At 43.0% G+C, this 19,037-nt stretch carries 8 protein-coding genes and 1 pseudogene; 3 read left to right on the top strand and 6 right to left on the bottom strand.

All coding sequences use genetic code 11. The features are described 5' to 3' along the window. Nucleotides 1-4 precede the first annotated feature (4 nt). From gltB (Q7674_RS19460) to gltB (Q7674_RS19450), 3 genes are all read right to left on the bottom strand, one after another. Nucleotides 5-4,468, bottom strand: a complete 4,464-nt coding sequence (gene gltB, locus Q7674_RS19460) for a glutamate synthase large subunit (RefSeq protein WP_305423154.1) — start codon at nucleotides 4,466-4,468, stop codon at nucleotides 5-7. Between the two features lie 386 nt (nucleotides 4,469-4,854). Continuing rightward, a complete protein-coding gene (locus tag Q7674_RS19455; RefSeq protein ID WP_305423152.1) occupies nucleotides 4,855-6,321 on the bottom strand; it encodes a glutamate synthase subunit beta in 1,467 nt (488 codons plus the stop codon). Next, nucleotides 6,314-10,861, bottom strand: coding sequence for a glutamate synthase large subunit (gene gltB, locus Q7674_RS19450; RefSeq protein WP_305423150.1), 4,548 nt, complete (start codon nucleotides 10,859-10,861; stop codon nucleotides 6,314-6,316). Before gltB (Q7674_RS19450) ends, Q7674_RS19455 begins: the two co-directional genes overlap by 8 nt. Before the next feature lie 655 nt (nucleotides 10,862-11,516). Here gltB (Q7674_RS19450) and mnmL point away from each other — a divergent pair. Continuing rightward, nucleotides 11,517-12,455: a tRNA modification radical SAM protein MnmL/YtqA gene (gene mnmL, locus Q7674_RS19445; RefSeq protein WP_045066130.1), complete on the top strand. Its 939-nt coding sequence runs from the start codon at nucleotides 11,517-11,519 to the stop codon at nucleotides 12,453-12,455. A gap of 150 nt (nucleotides 12,456-12,605) precedes the next feature. After that, complete coding sequence (arcB, locus tag Q7674_RS19440; RefSeq protein ID WP_107229730.1) at nucleotides 12,606-14,975, top strand: aerobic respiration two-component sensor histidine kinase ArcB; 2,370 nt, start codon at nucleotides 12,606-12,608, stop codon at nucleotides 14,973-14,975. Nucleotides 14,976-15,034: 59 nt separating this feature from the next. Here arcB and Q7674_RS19435 read toward each other — a convergent pair. Together Q7674_RS19435 and arcA are read right to left on the bottom strand one after the other, a co-directional pair. Then, nucleotides 15,035-16,422: pseudogene (locus Q7674_RS19435) on the bottom strand (IS4 family transposase). Between the two features lie 137 nt (nucleotides 16,423-16,559). After that, nucleotides 16,560-17,279, bottom strand: coding sequence for a two-component system response regulator ArcA (gene arcA / locus Q7674_RS19430; RefSeq protein ID WP_008988472.1), 720 nt, complete (start codon nucleotides 17,277-17,279; stop codon nucleotides 16,560-16,562). A gap of 717 nt (nucleotides 17,280-17,996) precedes the next feature. Between arcA and Q7674_RS19425 the strand changes: the two genes are divergently transcribed. Then, nucleotides 17,997-18,503, top strand: a complete 507-nt coding sequence (locus tag Q7674_RS19425) for a putative 4-hydroxy-4-methyl-2-oxoglutarate aldolase (protein WP_045063994.1) — start codon at nucleotides 17,997-17,999, stop codon at nucleotides 18,501-18,503. Between the two features lie 24 nt (nucleotides 18,504-18,527). Here the strand turns inward: Q7674_RS19425 and Q7674_RS19420 are convergent, their stop codons facing one another. Continuing rightward, nucleotides 18,528-19,001: a hypothetical protein gene (locus Q7674_RS19420; RefSeq protein WP_008988470.1), complete on the bottom strand. Its 474-nt coding sequence runs from the start codon at nucleotides 18,999-19,001 to the stop codon at nucleotides 18,528-18,530. Between the last annotated feature and the right edge of the window lie 36 nt (nucleotides 19,002-19,037).

Genomic DNA, 19,037 nt, shown 5'->3' with positions numbered 1-19,037 from the left:
TCCCTTATTGCGCCTGAAGACGTAGTTCAGAAGCTGAACGACTTTGGTGACCCAGCAGGGTATTGATATCTGCTGACTTCGGCTTCGCAAGATAGAATTTCGGGATCCATTGATCGAAGTTCGCCAAAATCTCTTGTGCTCGACATGACCCTGTTTCTTGTAGGTGACGGTCGATTAAACCACGTAAATGTTCTTGGTGGATGTTTAGTTCATCTAACGGTAGTGCCTCGACAAGCTCTGGGTTAACGCGTCCTGCGAAATCGCCATCTTCATCAAGAATATAAGCAAAACCACCTGTCATGCCTGCACCAAAGTTAACGCCCGTTTTACCTAAAATGGCAACAATACCACCTATCATGTACTCACATGCGTTATCACCAGCACCTTCAACTACCGCAATGGTGCCAGAGTTACGCACTGCAAAACGCTCACCTGCTTTACCTGCTGCAAATAATTTACCGTCGTTAGCACCGTATAAACAGGTATTACCAATAATCGTGGCATCACTGGATTTAAAGGCAGAGCCTTGCGGAGGACGGATAGAAATAATACCGCCTGTCATGCCTTTACCGACGTAGTCATTGGCATCACCTGTTAATTTCAGATTTAGACCGCCTGCGTTCCACACTCCGAAAGACTGACCTGCAGTACCCGTAAGATGTAGTGTTACAGGATTTGCTGACATACCTTGGTTGCCATAACGCTGAGCAATTTCACCTGATAAACGGGCACCGATCGAACGGTCGGTATTACAAATATCGAAGTAGAAGTCACCACCACTGCGACTTTCAATCGCAGGTAGGATTTGCTCAAGTAGGGCTTGGCTAAGCTCGGCATTATCAAATGGTGTATTGGCTTCGCTGCAGTACAGTGTTTTGCCTTCTTTTGGTGTTGGTGCTGCTAAAATAGGGCTCAGATCCAGTTTTGTCTGCTTAGCTGTAAAGCCTTCCAGAGTTTCAAGAAGATCGGTACGACCAATTAGGTCGGTAAGCTTTTCAACACCTAATTGGGCAAGAATTTCTCGTACTTCTTCACCGACACCGATGAAGTAATTCATCACTTGCTCTGGCAGGCCTTTGAAGAAGTCACGACGCAGTTTTTCATCTTGCGTGGCAACACCTGTCGCACAGTTGTTTAGGTGACAAATACGTAAGTATTTACAACCAAGGGCTACCATTGGCGCAGTACCAAAACCGAAACTTTCAGCACCAAGAATAGCTGCTTTCACTACATCAAGACCGGTTTTCAAGCCGCCGTCGACTTGTAGACGGATCTTATGACGAAGCCCATTGGTAACCAGTGCTTGTTGGGTTTCAGCTAGACCAAGCTCCCATGGGCTACCTGCGTATTTCACCGATGTTAGTGGGCTTGCGCCTGTACCGCCGTCGTAACCTGAAATGGTGATCAAATCAGCATAGGCTTTAGCAACACCCGTTGCGATAGTGCCAACGCCAGGTTCTGATACCAGTTTTACTGATACCATGGCGCTAGGGTTTACTTGTTTTAAATCGAAGATCAGCTGAGCTAAATCTTCAATCGAATAAATATCATGGTGTGGTGGCGGTGAAATCAGAGTGACTCCCGGGACTGCATAACGCAGCTTCGCGATCTCGGTTGTGACTTTATAGTCAGGTAGCTGACCACCTTCACCTGGTTTTGCACCCTGTGCTACTTTGATCTGAATAACATCAGCATTCACAAGGTAGTGTGGCGTTACACCAAATCGACCTGACGCTACTTGCTTAATACGTGAGTTACGCTCATTACCAAAGCGGCGTGGATCTTCACCACCTTCTCCTGAGTTCGAGCAACCCCCTAAGCGGTTCATCGCAATGGCGAGTGCTTCATGTGCCTCAGGGCTAAGTGCACCGATAGACATAGCGGCTGAGTCAAAGCGTTTGTACAGTTCGGTGGCTGCCTCTACTTGCTCAAGAGGAATCGCGGTTGTGCCATCTTTTAACTTAAATAAATCACGGATAGCAGCAACAGGGCGTTCATTAACTTCTTTCGCAAAGGCTAAGTAGTCTTGATAATTGCCTGATTTAACAGCTTTTTGTAGGGTGCTGACTACATCAGGGTTGTAGGCGTGGAACTCACCGCCGTGAACGTATTTTAAAAGTCCGCCGTGTTCGATTGGCTTGCGCTTCAACCATGCTTTACGGGATAAGTTGATTAAATCTTGTTGGAAATCGCTAAAGTCAGCACCTGCAATTCGGCTAGAAACACCTTTAAAGCACAGCTCAACGATTTCATCACTTAAACCAACTGCTTCAAACAGCATTGAACAGCGGTATGACGAAATGGTAGAAATACCCATTTTCGACATGATCTTAAACAGACCTTTGTTGATGCCGCTCTGGAAGTTGGTCATCGCTTCACGGTAGGTTTTATTGATTGCACCGCTATCAATAAGCTGACCGAGTGATTCATAAGCAAGGTATGGATAAACCGCCGTTGCACCAAAACCTAATAGCACAGCAAACTGGTGTGGATCGCGCGCTGTTGCTGTTTCTACTACGATGTTGGTATCACAACGTAGGTTGTTATCAACAAGGCGTTTTTGTACTGCACCGACCGCCATTGCTGCAGGAATCGGTAGCTTGTCTTTGTTGATGCCTCGATCTGAAAGTACAACTAATACCGCGCCATTTTTTACGACGCGCTCTGCTTCATCACAAAGATCGATCAATGATTGTTTTAGATCTTTTTCGGCAGGGTTGTAGTTAATATCAATAATGCTGTTGGCATAGTATTGATCATCGAGCTCAAGGAGCTGAACGAGATCGGAGTAGAGCAGTACTGGCGAGCCAAATGCGACACGTTGGGCATGGCTATCTGTTTCACAGAACACGTTAATTTCGCGACCAATACAGGTTGCAAGCGACATCACGTGTTTTTCACGCAGCGGATCGATAGGTGGATTGGTTACTTGTGCAAACATTTGGCGGAAGTAATCGGTCACCGGACGCTCTTTTGATGATAATACTGCCATTGGCGCATCATCACCCATTGAGCCTGTTGCTTCTTGACCATTTTCACCAATAACACGCAGGACTTGATCAAGCTCTTCTCGGTTCACACCAAATTGTTTGTGGTAAACCGCTAGCTCATCATCAGTTAAAGATCGATCGCCTGCTTGTTCATCACCTAGCTGTTCAAATGGGGTTAAGCGTTTTACATGGCTGTCCATCCACTCTTTATATGGATGACGTCCCATGAGTTCGTTATCAATGTCTGATGAATGCCAGATCTTGCCAAATTTCGTATCAATAACCAGTAATTCACCCGGACCGACACGGCCTTTTTCTGCCACTTCATCTGGGGTGTAATCCCAAATACCGACTTCAGAAGCGAGGGTGATCAACTTGTCTTTGGTGATCACATAACGAGCAGGGCGAAGACCATTACGGTCAAGGTTACAGGCGGCATAACGACCATCGGACATAACGATGCCTGCAGGACCATCCCATGGCTCCATATGCATGGAGTTAAAGTCATAGAATGCACGTAGCGCAGGATCCATATCAGGGTGGTTTTGCCATGCTGGTGGCACAAGCATGCGCATAGCACGAAACAGATCCATACCGCCCGATAAGAACAGCTCTAGCATATTATCTAGGCTTGAAGAATCTGAGCCTGTTTCGTTCACAAATGGCGCTGCTGTTTGTAAATCGGGTAACAGAGGCGAGCTAAATTTGTAACCACGAGCACGGGCCCATTGGCGGTTACCCATGATGGTATTGATTTCACCATTATGTGCTAGATAGCGAAAAGGCTGAGCCAACGGCCAACGAGGTTGGGTATTGGTTGAAAAGCGCTGGTGGAATAAACAAATTGAAGACTCTAAACGAATATCACCTAAATCTAAGTAGAACTTAGGCAGATCAGAAGGCATAAATAAGCCTTTGTAGACAATTACTTGAGTAGAAAGGCTACAAATATAGAAATCACTATCTTCGGTAATACGTTTTTCAATGCGGCGACGGGCAATATAGAGACGGCGATCAATATCGCGAGGTTTCCAGCCTGCAGGGGCATTGATAAATACTTGCTCAATATTCGGTAGGGACTCTTGAGCTATAGGACCAAGAACGGCAGGGTTAACAGGGACTTGGCGCCAACCTGTTACTGATAATGTTTCAGTTGCAAGTTCTTCATTAATAATTGTTCGTGCTTGCTCTGCTAAAACAGGATCTTGGCTTAAGAAAATCTGCCCCACGGCAAATTCTCGCGATAGATTCCAGCCTTTTTCTTCAGCAACAATGCGATAAAAACTATCAGGCTTTTTGATTAGTAGACCACAGCCATCACCTGTTTTACCGTCAGCGGCGATACCACCACGGTGAGTCATGCGATCTAGTGCGGATATAGCGGTACGAACGAGTTTGTGGCTGGTTTGCCCTTCAGTATGAGCAATTAGGCCAAAACCACAGTTATCTTTTTCCAGTGATGGGTCATACAGTGACATTGCAACTCTCCCTTGCACCTGTTTGGTATAAACAGGTTTACTGCATCAATATGATAATCATCCTGATCATCAACTCTGCTTCCTGCGATTCATCAAAGTACCCATAATTTACAAAAAGGTCAAATAGACATAACAAATGGGCTTAAATATTATGAAGTGTATTAAAATAGCGATAACTTCTTTTAACTTAAGGAAATATAGTAAGTTATAAGGATTAGTGCTGACAGGAGCTTACTGGTAAATATCTAATTTTTGAGAATAAAGCATCTATTTATTAGTAACTAAGGAGAAATGAAAATGGAAAAAATCAATATTGAGAGTTATGACAATAAAAAAGCCAGCTCCTATAAGCTGGCTTTAAATTAAAAATTAACTTTAGTAAAAAGTTAAGAAAGCATTAATGAATCTGCTTTTGCTTCAAGATTTGTGTTACCCATTAGGTAAGCATCTACCGCACGCGCTGATTCTCGCCCTTCGTTGATACAACGGACAACCAGAGACTGACCTGTACGCATGTCACCAGCGGCAAATACACCTGCTTGGTTAGTGGCAAAATCAGTTGTTGCAACATTACCACGCTCATCTAGTGCGATTTCAAGTTGAGCAAGCACGCCTGTTGGCTCGGGGTGTAAGAAGCCCATAGCCAAGAAAGCTAAATCACAAGCGATAACACGCTCAGATCCTTCCACTTCTTTAAACTCAGGACGCTCACCTGGTTTGGCATCTTGCCATACGATATCGGCAATACGTAAGCCTTTCACGTTACCCTTATCATCAGAGATGAACTCTTTCGTTAAGATATTCCAGTAACGATCACAGCCTTCTTCATGTGATGTCGATGTCTTCATGATCATTGGGTATGAAGGCCATGGCTGATTTGCAGGACGCTTCTCTGGTGGAACAGGCATGATCTCTACTTGAGTAATGCTTGCTGCGCCGTGACGGTTTGATGTACCAACACAGTCAGAGCCCGTATCACCGCCACCAATAACCACAACATGCTTATCTTTTGCATGGATTTCTTTGGTTTTTAAATCCATGTCGTTAGCACGACGGTTGTTTTGCGCTAGGAACTCCATCGCAAAGTGAACACCGTTAAGCTCACGACCTGGGATTGGCAGGTTGCGTGGTACCGTTGAACCACCTGTTAGCAGTACAACATCAAACTCTTGGCGAAGCTGTTTAGCATTAATATCAACACCGATATGTGCATTAACTTCAAATTTAACACCAGCTTCTGCCATTAAGTTGATCTTACGATCAATGATATCCATACCCAGTTTAAAATCTGGAATACCAAAGCGCAGTAGACCACCGACTTTTTCATCACGCTCAAACACCGTCACAGTGTAGTCAGCGCTGTTTAACTGCTCTGCAGCTGCAAGCCCTGCTGGACCTGAACCTATGATAGCGACGGTTTTACCGGTGCGAGAACGTGGCGTTTTGGGTTTGGCATAACCTTCACGGTATGCCGTTTCCACGATGGTCTTTTCGATATTACAGATAGTGATTGGATCTTGGTTGATACCCAGTACACAGCCACTTTCACAAGGAGCTGGACATACACGACCTGTAAACTCAGGGAAGTTGTTGGTCGAACTTAGGATGTTCCACGCTTCTTCCCAGCTATCACGGTAAACCGCATCGTTAAATTCAGGAATGATATTACCGATAGGGCATGAGTTGTGACAGAAAGGGACGCCACAATCCATGCAGCGTGCCGATTGATCATTGATCTTGTCACCAAACTCGTCGTTTAGTACGAACTCTTTGTTGTCTTGGATACGAACACTCGGATCCAACTTTTTTGGCAGTTCACGGCCAAATTCTAAAAATCCAGTAGGCTTACCCATTGATGGCCTCCAACGCTTCCTTGTCTTGAGCTTCAGCTTTACGCTTTTGTAGTACAGCTTTGTAATCCCTTGGCATTACTTTCACCATCTTCTTCAAGTTATCTTCGAAGTTAGATAGGAAAAGCTCTGCAACCGTACTACCAGTCAATGCTACGTGCTTCGTTAGCATATTTAGTAATAATTCTTGGTCTTCTTTCTCGATTGGGTCGAGATCAACAAGCTCTGGGTTGAGCTTGGTTTCAAAATCATCGAATTGATCCCAAACGTAAGCGACACCACCGCTCATACCAGCAGCAAAGTTACGACCTGTTTGACCAAGGATAACCGCAACACCACCAGTCATGTATTCACAGCCGTGATCACCGACACCTTCAACAACCACTTGTGCACCTGAGTTACGTACACAGAAACGCTCACCTGCGATACCGCGAATGTAAGATTCACCAGAGGTTGCACCGTAGAAACAAACGTTACCCACAACGATGTTATCTTCAGCAACGATGTCAGATTTTGCATCAGGGTAGAGTACTAGCGTACCGCCAGATAGACCTTTACCCCAGTAGTCGTTTGCATCGCCTTCGACTTCAAACTTAACGCCTTTGGCAAGGAAAGCACCAAAGCTTTGACCAGCAGAACCGTTAAACTTGACGTTCATTGGCTTTGGTAGACCTTGGTCTTTGTACACTTTCGAAATTTCATTCGACAGCATAGTACCTGCGCTACGGTCGGTATTGATGATAGGCAGTTCAGCTTCAACAGCTTTGCCTTCAGCAAGTGCCAGTTGTGCAAGTTCAATTAGCTTGCGATCAAGTACTGTTTCTAGGCCATGGTTTTGCTCACGTTGGTTGTACACACCGTCTTCATTACGCGGTTGCTCGATGAAAAGCACTGGGCTTAGATCAAGGTTCTTGTACTTCCAGTGGCTAATATTTTCACGCACTTTCAGTTTCTGAGACTGACCAACCATTTCATCAATGGTATGGAAACCAAGCTCAGCCATGATCTCACGTAGACCTTCAGCCATGTATTGGAAGAAAGTAACAACGTCTTCTACACGACCATCAAAGCGCTCACGTAATGTTTTGTTTTGCGTTGCGATACCGACAGGACAGGTGTTCTTATGGCACTTACGCATCATGATACAACCTTCAACCACAAGTGCGGCGGTTGCTACGCCCCATTCCTCGGCACCCAGCAGAGTCGCGATAGCAAGGTCACGTGGTGTTTTCATCTGACCGTCAGATTGAACGACGATACGGTTACGTAGGCCGTTTTTCAGTAGAGTTTGGTGTGTTTCAGCAAGACCTAACTCCCACGGTAGACCTGTATGGCGAATCGATGACATTGGCGATGCACCCGTACCACCGTCGAACCCAGCAATAAGTACTACGTCAGCTTTTGCTTTTGCAACACCTGATGCAATCGTACCTACACCAGCTTCTGATACTAGCTTAACGTTGACACGACCTGCGCGGTTAGCATTCTTCAAATCGTAGATCAGCTGTGCTAAGTCTTCGATTGAGTAAATATCATGGTGAGGCGGTGGTGAAATTAGACCAACTCCCGGGGTTGAGTGACGAGTTGCACCAATCCAATCATCGACTTTATCACCAGGTAATTGACCACCTTCACCTGGTTTCGCACCTTGAGCCATCTTGATTTGTAGCTCATCAGCGTTAGTTAGGTAGTAAGATGTCACACCGAAACGACCTGATGCGACCTGTTTGATTGCAGAGCGCTCCCAATCGCCATTGTCTTTCTTCTCAAAGCGAATTGGGTCTTCACCACCTTCACCTGAGTTAGACTTCGCACCAATACGGTTCATTGCAACGGCAAGAGTCGAGTGCGCTTCATAAGAGATAGAGCCAAAGCTCATTGCACCTGTTGCAAAGCGCTTAAGGATATTCTCGATTGGCTCAACGTCTTCAAGTGGGATTGAGCCTGCTGGGTTTTTGATGAAATCAAGTTGGCTACGTAGTGTTGCTGCGTTATCGCCTTGATCATCAACCGCTTTCGCATATTGCTTAAACTGAGCGTAATCTTTTTCACGGGTTGACTGTTGCAGTAGTGAAATCGTTTCAGGGTTGAACAAGTGTTTTTCACCACGTTGTTTCCACTGATAAACACCACCAACATCAAGTACCTGTACTGGAATTTCACGGGTTGGGTAGCCGACACGGTGACGAACCAGCACTTCTTGTGCAATGTCATCAATCGTTAGACCTTGAATACGAGAAACCGTACCTGTGAAGTACTTATCTACCACAGATTTGCTAATACCTAATGCTTCAAAAATTTGTGCGCCATGGTATGACTGTAGCGTTGAAATACCCATCTTCGAGAAGATCTTCAATAAACCACCGTTAACCCCTTTACGGTAGTTATCAAATAAGGTGTCTGTTGGTACTTCTGGATCAAGCTTACGCTTACGTTGAAGATCAACTAGCGTTTCAGTCACAAGATATGGGTTAACAGCATTAGCACCGTAGCCAACAAGTGTCGCAAAATGGTGTGTTTCGCGCGCATCACCAGTCTCTACCACGATGTCACATTTAGCACGAAGACCTTTGCGGATTAAATGGTGATGTACTGCACCTACTGCCAGCATTGCTGGAATAGCGGCATGATTAGAGTTTACAGCACGGTCAGTTAAGATAATGATCGAATAACCATCAATAACAGCATCTTCAGAGTACTGACAAATACGTTTCAGTGCGCGCTCTAATTTACCGTTTTCCCCGCTTGCGCTAAATACGATATCAAGCGTTTTTGATTGTAGGTGAGCTTTATCAATCTCACGGATCTTCTCAAGCTCAGCATTAGAAAGTACTGGTGACTCTAACTCAACTTTCTGACAGTGAGCAGGGCTTTCTGTTAGCAGATTTTGATCTTTACCAAGGTAAGTATTCAGTGACATCACCATACGTTCACGAATTGGATCGATTGGTGGGTTAGTTACCTGCGCAAACAACTGCTTAAAGTAGTTAGATAAATGCTGCGATTGGTGTGATAGCACAGCTAGCGGCCAGTCAGCACCCATTGCGCTTAATGGCTCATAACCAGTTTTTGCCAGTGGAACGATAATGTCATTTACTTCTTCTGAGCTAACACCAAACGCTTGTTGATGATGCAGCAAGCGCTCAGGTGTTGGCTGGTGGTGCATGTTGTCAGCTTCTGGCAACGTCTTAAGGCTTAATAGGTTGTCTTTAACCCATTGCTCATAAGGTTGTGCACTTGCAATACCATCTTTCACTTCTTCATCTGAAATGATGCGGCCTTGCTCTAGATCGGCAACGAAGATACGACCCGGTTGTAGACGACCACGGAATTGGACGTTTTCAGGTTCAATTTCAACCACGCCCGATTCAGATGCCATCACAAGGAAGTCATCTTTGGTCACGGTATAACGGGAAGGACGTAGACCGTTACGGTCAAGGGTTGCACCCACTTGAACACCGTCAGTGAAACAAACAGAAGCAGGACCATCCCAAGGCTCCATGATGTTGGCATGGTATTGGTAGAATGCACGACGCTTAGGATCGAGGTTCTTATTTTCCTGCCATGCTTCAGGGATCAGCATCATCAGTGCATGCGGCAGGCTACGACCAGATAGGACTAGTAGTTCTAGCGCCATATCGAAGTTAGATGAATCCGAGCTACCTTCTTGGCAGATAGGCAGTAGCATCTCAATTTCTTGCTGGCTAAATAGATCCGATTCAAGGATAGCTTCACGGGCCTTCATCCAGTTCAAGTTACCACGTACGGTATTGATTTCACCGTTGTGAGCAATGTAACGGAAAGGCTGTGCTAGACGCCAACGAGGGAAGGTGTTAGTTGAGAAACGAGAGTGAACCAGTGCAAGTGCTGTTACCATCGTAGGATTTTGCAGATCAAGGAAGTACTGAGGTACTTGCTCTGTGGTCAACTGACCTTTGTACACTAGCGTTTTGTATGACAGTGAGTTGATGTAGAAGTCATCACCAATGTTTGACACGCTTTCAAGGCAAACACGTACCGTGTAGTTACGTAGTACATACAGCTTACGCTCAAGTACCGCAGGATCGAGATTGGCACCACCTGTAATGAATACATGTTCAAATTGTGGTTCTGTGCTCAATGGATCTTCACCGATCATTGAGTTATCAACCGGAAGCACACGGTAACCAATCACTTCAAGATCAAGACGTTTAGCATTACGTTCTAAGATCTCACGGCACTGTTGACGTTTATGTTCATCTTTAGGGAATAGAACCACACCTACACCGTATTGGTCGAAGGCTGGTAATTTAATACCCAGTTTAAGTGCTTCTTCTAATAAGAACTCGTGCGGTTTTTGCAGTAAAATACCCGCACCATCACCACTGCATGGATCACAGCCTTGACCGCCACGGTGCTCCATACGCGCGAGCATATCGAGAGCCTGAGTAACAATCTGGTGAGATTTACGGTTTTTAAGGTGGGCGACAAAGCCGATACCACAGGCATCGTGCTCCATTTCAGGCACATAAAGTCCCTGAGCGTTCAGCTCTTGATCTGTCATAGATACATCCTTCCAGTTGCATCAAGCCATATTCCTAAGGCTTGGTTATCCCTAATTTATTGTCACAATCATGCGGTATTGAAATGAACTGTCCTGTTCTACCTGCGGTGATTGTGTGTTTGCGCAAGGATGAAACGTTCCTTTATTTGGCAAACTTAATTTTGCTGTGTTCGTTTAGGTGTGAACGAATACACTATATTTCTTGAGAAAGGGCGACATAAATCACTTTAAAGTAGGGTGATAAAGCCGCTTTTATTGTTCAGAAATTGCACACAAGTGTAACTATCCTACAATTTTGATACATTAATTACCAATAAAAATTAACACTTAGTCATCATAATATTGCTATTTTGTTGCATTATTAAACATGAAAATAGCACTCTAATCCTGATAATTATTCGCAATTGGGTTTTCATGCAAAAAAGCTGAGTGTGACGTACTCTTGTCGTTATCGTATTTGCCCGTAATCCATTTCTCTTTTTGTATTTTATTTACGTTTAAAGCTGCTTGCTTACAAGGAATAAGAACGCGGTATTTTTGTTTCAGCACAAACTTTGAACGCGTGATTGATGCTATCTTGCGTGTCCTTTTATATCAGCTCGCTATTTATCGCGGTTTTACAGCTACTCATACTTATTTACTATTAGGTCAAGCAATGCAACTCCACGAACTCGTCAATACATTTGGTCAAGATTTACAACGTCGCTATGGCGAGAAAGTGCATAAGTTAACCTTACATGGCGGCTTTAGCTGTCCTAATCGTGATGGCACCATCGGTAGAGGCGGTTGTACTTTTTGTAATGTGGCGTCGTTTGCCGATGAAAAAACACAATATTTACCTATTCAGCAGCAGCTAACTGATCGTGCAGGCGAAATCCATCGAGCGAAACGTTATTTAGCGTATTTTCAGGCTTACACCAGCACGTATGCTGAAGTACAAACCCTGAAGAAAATGTATGAAGAAGCGTTAGAGACTGCCGATATTGTTGGTTTATGTGTTGGCACTCGTCCTGACTGTGTGCCTGATGCGGTATTAGAGCTATTGTCTGGTTATGTTGAGCAAGGTTATGAGATTTGGCTAGAGTTAGGTTTACAGACCGCAAATGATAAAACATTAAAACGTATCAACCGTGGTCATGATTTTGCTTGCTATGAAGCGATCACTCAGCGTGCTCGTGCGTTAGGGATTAAAGTTTGTACCCATTTGATTGTGGGATTACCGGGCGATACTAAAGCAGACAATATCGATACCATTAACAAAGTGGTTGCAGCTGGTGTTGATGGGATTAAGTTACACCCATTACATATTGTTGAAGGTAGTAAAATGGGGCAAGCGTTTAAAGCTGAGCGTTTAGAGCCGATCAGTCTTGAAGACTATACCGATATAGCGACGGAGATGATCCGCTTAACGCCTGCCAATGTGGTATATCACCGTGTATCCGCTGCTGCTCGACGTCCTACCTTATTAGCACCTATGTGGTGTGAAAATCGCTGGTTAGCCATGACAGAAATTGGTCGTAGCCTCGATCGTCATGGTGCACAAGGTAGTCTCATTAATGATACTTTTGTGTATGAATTACCACAATTAAAATAGGATGTAACAATAAAGCCTGCATAATGTGGGCTTTTTTGTATGTAAAGGTTAAAGTTTTACCTTATATTTTGGCGCAATTAGCATGAGCGCTTATGATTAACAGGTTTAATCGTCGCTTTCGCGATGTCTTTCTTCTTTTGGTATTCAGTGATGAAACAAGTCAAAATTTTAGCTCAATTCTATGTTGATCTTCTGGTTAAGCTGGGGATTGTCCGTTTTAGTTTATTACTCGCTTTAGGTTTAGTGGCATTAGCCGTCATAGTTCAAGTTGGTGTGACTTTGATCTTACATGGCTCGGTGAATGATATTGATATTGTTCGCTCGGTGACCTTTGGTTTATTGATCACACCTTGGGCGGTGTATTTTCTCTCTGTAGTGGTGGATCAATTAGAGGAATCTCGCCAACGTTTATCTAAATTGGTAACTAAATTAGAAGAGATGCGCTCTCGTGATTTGGAATTAAACCAACAGCTTCAAGATAATATCTCGCAGCTAAATTTAGAAATTGAAGAAAGGAAGAAAGCAGAGGAAGCCCGCGAAGAAGCGATGCAAGATCTCGAAAATGAGGTCTATCAGCGTGAAAATGCCCAACTTGCCGTAGCGGAGCAAAGTGCATTATTGAAGTCGTTTCTTGATGCTTCCCCTGATTTGATTTACTACCGCAATGAAAAGAACCAGTTTTCTGGCTGTAACCGTGCAATGTCTGAGCTGCTTGGTAAAACGGAGAAAGAGCTGGTGGGCTTAACGCCGTGGGATGTTTATCCAGAAGAAGTTGCTAAGAAAATCATTAAAACTGATGAAGAGTTATTCCACGAAAATAACGCGATGACTGATGAGCAATGGCTAGTTTATCCCAATGGTAAACGAGCATTATTTGAATTGCGCAAAGTGCCATTTTACAGCCGTAATGGTCGCCGTTTAGGTTTAATGGGTTTTGGTCGTGATATTACTGAACGTAAAAAGTATGAAGATGCGTTAGAGAAAGCGAGCAGCGATAAAACCTCGTTTATCTCAACGATCAGTCATGAACTACGTACACCGCTCAATGGTATTGTTGGTCTAAGTCGAATGTTGCTAGATACAGATCTTACCGATGAGCAACGTGGCTATTTGCGTACAGTGCATGTTAGTGCGATCACCCTAGGTAACATCTTTAACGACATTATTGATTTGGATAAATCCGATCGTCGCCGATTAGAGTTGATGCCAAAGCCGTTGGATTTCCATGAGTTTGTTGATGAGATGGGTAATATCTCGCAATTAATGGCAGAGCAAAAAGGTTTACGCTTTGATTTGGAATGTTTAACGGATCTGCCTAAGAATATTGAAGTCGACAGTACACGACTACGCCAAGTGCTTTGGAACTTAATTGGTAACGCAACCAAGTTTACCAAACAAGGTGGTGTGATCTTATCGGTAAGCAGTGAAATTCATGAACATGATGCTGATATTGTTTTTGAAGTAGAAGACAGTGGTGTTGGTATTCCTAAGTCTGAAATCGATAATATCTTTGCCATGTATTATCAAGTAAAGCAGGGTGATGACAATATTCATGCTGTGGGGACGGGAATTGGTTTAGCGGTATCTCGCCAGTTAGTGCAATTGATGGGCGGTGACATCACGGTGGATTCAGAAGTCGGTGAAGGCAGTACATTCAGAGTGAAAATTCGCGTACCGCTAGTCGAAGATGTGATTGAAGAAGAAATCGTGACCGAAGTGAAACCTGAGCTAACGGGTTTAAGTATCTTTATGGTTGAAGATATTGAGTTAAATATCACGGTCGCAAAATCATTACTAGAAAGTCTAGGTCATGAAGTAACTGTAGCAATGCGAGGTGATGAAGCCTTAGCTATGTTTAAACCTGAAGATTACGATCTAGTACTGTTAGATATTCAATTACCCGATATGACAGGTTTTGATATTGCGCAGCAGTTACGTGAAAAATACCAAGATTTGCCAGCGTTAGTTGCACTAACTGCAAACGTGATCAGCGATAAAACCGAATACCTTGAAAAAGGCATGGATGAAGCGATCAGTAAGCCATTAAGTGTTAAAGCAATCACTAGTGTAATCGAAAATCTTGTATTAAGTTGTAGCTATGAAGAAGATGAAGTAGCTGAGCAATTAGAATCTGACCATGAGCAATTTGGCCCAAGTGAGAGCATGATTGATAAATTGCTCGATCTTGAAATGCTGACGTCTTATGTCGATATTGTTGGTACTAAACCTGTCTATGCCAGTATCGAAATGTTCGAAAAAATGATGCCAGATTACATTGCGATTTTAGACTCCAATATGGTCGCGAAAGATCAAGACGGGATTAAGTTCGAAGCGCACAAAATCAAAGGTGCAGCAGGTTCTATTGGTCTAAAACATATTCAGCAAGTGGCGCAAAAAGCGCAATCGCCAGAGCTACCAGCTTGGTGGGAAAACATTAATGATTGGGTTGATGAGATCAAAAACTGCTATCAAAACGATATTGATGTATTGAAAGCGTGGCTTAAGCAGTACGGCAAGTAAAATAGAAACTGTACATTAATCACAGATACAAAAAAGGCTCCTAAGGGCCTGTCTATTGATCACAAGTCATTGTGTTCAAGAGACTTAGCTAGTTCATATCCTTCAAGGATGGTTTGTAACCTAAACCATCCTTGCCATAATGTCTTTACAGAAGCACGACCCGTCCGCTTGGTATCTTTCCAACCACCTAACCGTGCAATACTTTTGTAAGCCCACGATATATTAGGTGCTTCTTTGGGCAGCTTTTTCTTCTCCAATTTTAACCACATAAGCTTCCACGCTTTACCTTTTAACACCCGTTCACAACAGCAACTAGATAACTCTTTAGATTCGTTCATAAATCTTAACTGGAGTAAACGAGTAGCAATAAATGCCAAAATAACACTGAGCCTTTCTAAGTTATCTTTACTTTGCATTCTCAGTTGTTCAACTTGCGTGCCTTCACTTTTCCAAACCTTGTGAAAATCTTCTATCAGCCAACGACGCTCATAATAACTGACGATGTTAAGTGCTTCCTCTTTGTTCGTTACAGGCTCTGATGTCAGTAAATGCCATGCGAGCTTGTCGTCACTCTCACCTTGCTCTATACATCCAACATAGTAGAGAGAGATATTATCGAACTCTTTTTATTGGCGGGAGACTTAAGTGTCACGGGAGCATATTTGATGTCTAGATGAGCCGTGCGGGATTTACGACCGCCTTTTTGCGGTATTTTTAGCTCTTTGCTTCCTGCTGATAACAACTTGGAAGCGTAGTCATAAAGACGATTATCATGCTCCTCGATACAGCGACTTTGCATTGAGCGAACGATAAATCGTTGTTGTTGCTCGTGCTTGTAAGTGAGGTACTCGAATAAATCGGCTTCTCTATCACACACAGAAATAACCTCTGACATTTTCTCGCCTAGTCGCTCTGCAACATGGCGAGATGCTTGTTCCCATTTATAACTTTCTTTTTCTTTGTATGGTCGAGTTGCGTGCTGGTGTCTTTGACCACGTTTTTCAATATCTCGGGTCCAGCGTTGTTGTTCGATTAAACCAACTACAGTGTGAGTTTCGGGAGCAAAAAGCAACGTTGAATGAACGAACATTGCTCGGTGTCGATTACCTTGATTGGAATGCCCGAGTGTATCTTGTATGCTGTGATGTGAGTAACTTAGAGAAGTGGTATCTTCCAATGCAAGCAGTGTTTGTTGTTCAAAAGCTTCTTGTGCTGTGACATAGAATCCAGCTTCTGCAATATCTTCTGCTTTGATTTGGTCATTACGAATAAAGCGATAAGCCCCTTCCATATCGGCTGGGGAGATGATGAGTTTTGAGATAGGGATACCAGGTTGTTCAGCCAGAGAGGTAGCTAGAGCAACGAGTCTTTGAGTGCGTCTTGGGTCATTAAGATCCGCTTGACCGAATTGTTTTTGAGCCCAAAGCGTTGGTTCTATATAGGTCATCATAATCATCCTTATCATTGCTTAGATGATCAGATTATGAAACATAAAATTAGTTCAAAAAAATCCCCAAGCATTGGCTTAGGGATTTGTGTATAAGAGACAGCCTAAGGTAGCCTTTTTATTGGTAACTAAACGAATTACTCTTCGCCTAGATCACCACAGAAACGGTAACCTTCACCGTGGATAGTTGCGATGATTTCTGGGGTATCAGCAACAGATTCAAAGTGCTTACGAATACGACGGATAGTCACGTCAACAGTACGGTCATGTGGTTTAAGCTCACGACCTGTCATCTTCTTAAGAAGATCAGCACGAGTTTGGATCTTGCCTGGGTTTTCACAGAAGTGAAGTAGGGCACGGAACTCAGAACGTGGAAGTTTGAACTGATCACCGCTTGGGCTTACTAGTGAACGGCTGTTAATTTCTAGAGACCAACCGTTGAACTCGTAACGCTCAACTAACTTCTTATCTTCAGTTGGAAGACCTTGGTTCATTGCACGAGTTAGTAAGTTACGAGCACGAATAGTAAGTTCACGAGGGTTGAAAGGTTTTGTGATGTAATCATCTGCACCAATTTCAAGACCTAGGATCTTATCAACTTCGTTATCACGACCTGTTAGGAACATTAGCGCCATATCGCCTTGTTCACGAAGCTCACGAGCTAGTAGAAGACCGTTTTTACCTGGTAGGTTAATATCCATGATCACTAGGTGAACAGGATTTTCAGATAACATCTGGTGCATTTCTGCGCCGTCGTTTGCTTCAAAAACAGTGTAACCTTCCGCTTCAAAAATACTTTTTAGGGTGTTACGTGTTACGTGCTCGTCTTCTACGATAAGAATGTGAGGGGTTTGCATTGGCAGTACCTAATATCAAAAACTAAATCTGCGATGAACAGAGTTAAGTTAAATTCTATAAAAATAATTCACATATAGGCAAAGTATTAACGAAAATACTTATTGGTTACGAAATCGCTGCCTATGTTGGTACACCATCCTTTTTCCGATAGTAATAGTAAATGCTATCGAAATACCTCATTAACTGAGGTGTTGGCTACACTCTCCCTAATTAATGCAGCGATTGTATTCACTTAACAGCTCTCTAACAATATTGTACGTTTGTTTAGTATAGCTATTTATAACTTTGTTGATTTATATCAAACAGAGTGAAGTATTAGCGCTCGTTATCACTATATTTAACAATATTGATAAAATCACTGAGGCTTGCTTAATTCAACATTAAAAATTAATAAAAAACATACCGATTGTATGTTTTTGAAGCTATAACTTACATTAACGACAACATGTCATTTACGTTATGTTTTTAATTGTAACATTGTCATCGACTAGTTGCATGTTTTATGTGTCATTACTCTAAATATGATTTTTCTCTATTTAGTATGGAAAATCGGGGATATGACATGCTTCATTAAGTGTATTGGACGTAAAAGACACTTTTAGATATTAGTGTTGCTTTTATGCGGCTAACCATAAATGGGTAGGTTGGTTGTTAATGTACTCATGAGTATTGTTAAGTATCTATTCGCAATGCCTGTGTTACTCAAGGAGGAAATCATGAAAGACTTATTGCCTGATCTCTGCGATCACTATGAACAAGCGATCCATTTTCTTCCTTTAACGTGCAATGATTATGGCGGTAAGCCGATTTTTTATGGTCAATGCGTGACACTACGATGCTTTGAAGATAATAGCTTAGTCCGTGATGTGTTATCGCAAGATGGTACAGGTAAAGTGTTATTGATTGATGGTCATGGTAGCTGTCGTCGTGCGCTACTTGGTGATCAATTGGCACTGTTGGCGATTAAAAATCATTGGCAGGGAATTATTGTAAATGGTGCAGTACGTGATATCGGTACATTAGCGACGCTGGATCTAGGTGTTAAAGCGATAGGAGCTTGCCCAATAAAAACCATTAAGCGTCAAATGGGAGAGCTAAATGTTACCTTGAATATCAATGAAGATTTAGTGTATCCAGGGGATTATATTTATGCTGATTTAAACGGCATTATTTTATCTAAGACAGAGTTAGACTTATCGGCTCTTAATGAAGCTAGAAGCTAGAAGCTAGAAGCTAGAAGCTAGAAGCTAGAAGCTAAAGCCAAGACCTAATTCGATCACTTGCTCTAATTCTTCATAATCTACGCTAGCACGTAGATTTAATTTGTCTGATACGTTGTATTGGCTACTGACCTCAATCCCTACTTTTGTTTTTTCATCACTGGTCGCGGTATTAATTTCACTTTGCAGGCTTACTTTAGGTGTGAAGTTATATTTGACACCAGATGCGATACCACGAGAGCCATGTTGTTGCTCTGTGGTTGAGGTCAGTTGGGTACTTAAATAAACCTGTGTATTTTTCGCTATTGGATAGGAATAGCCGCTGTCGATCTGCCAAACATCAAAGGCTTGTTTGTGGCGTGATTGTGAAGATAGAAACCAGCCTGACGATAGCTTTTTACCACCGTCATAAGTTAAGCCAAAGTCTTCAAACTCTGTTGCCATTACAGGCTGAAGAAGAGAGCCCAAACAAAAAATAATCCCTAAAAATAATCTTGCCATATCAGCTTATTCTCTAATTATTATTTTATGCTTCTA

Source organism: Photobacterium leiognathi, from assembly GCF_030685535.1.
Taxonomy (GTDB): domain Bacteria; phylum Pseudomonadota; class Gammaproteobacteria; order Enterobacterales; family Vibrionaceae; genus Photobacterium; species Photobacterium leiognathi.
This window is presented reverse-complemented; position numbering and strand designations above follow the sequence as displayed.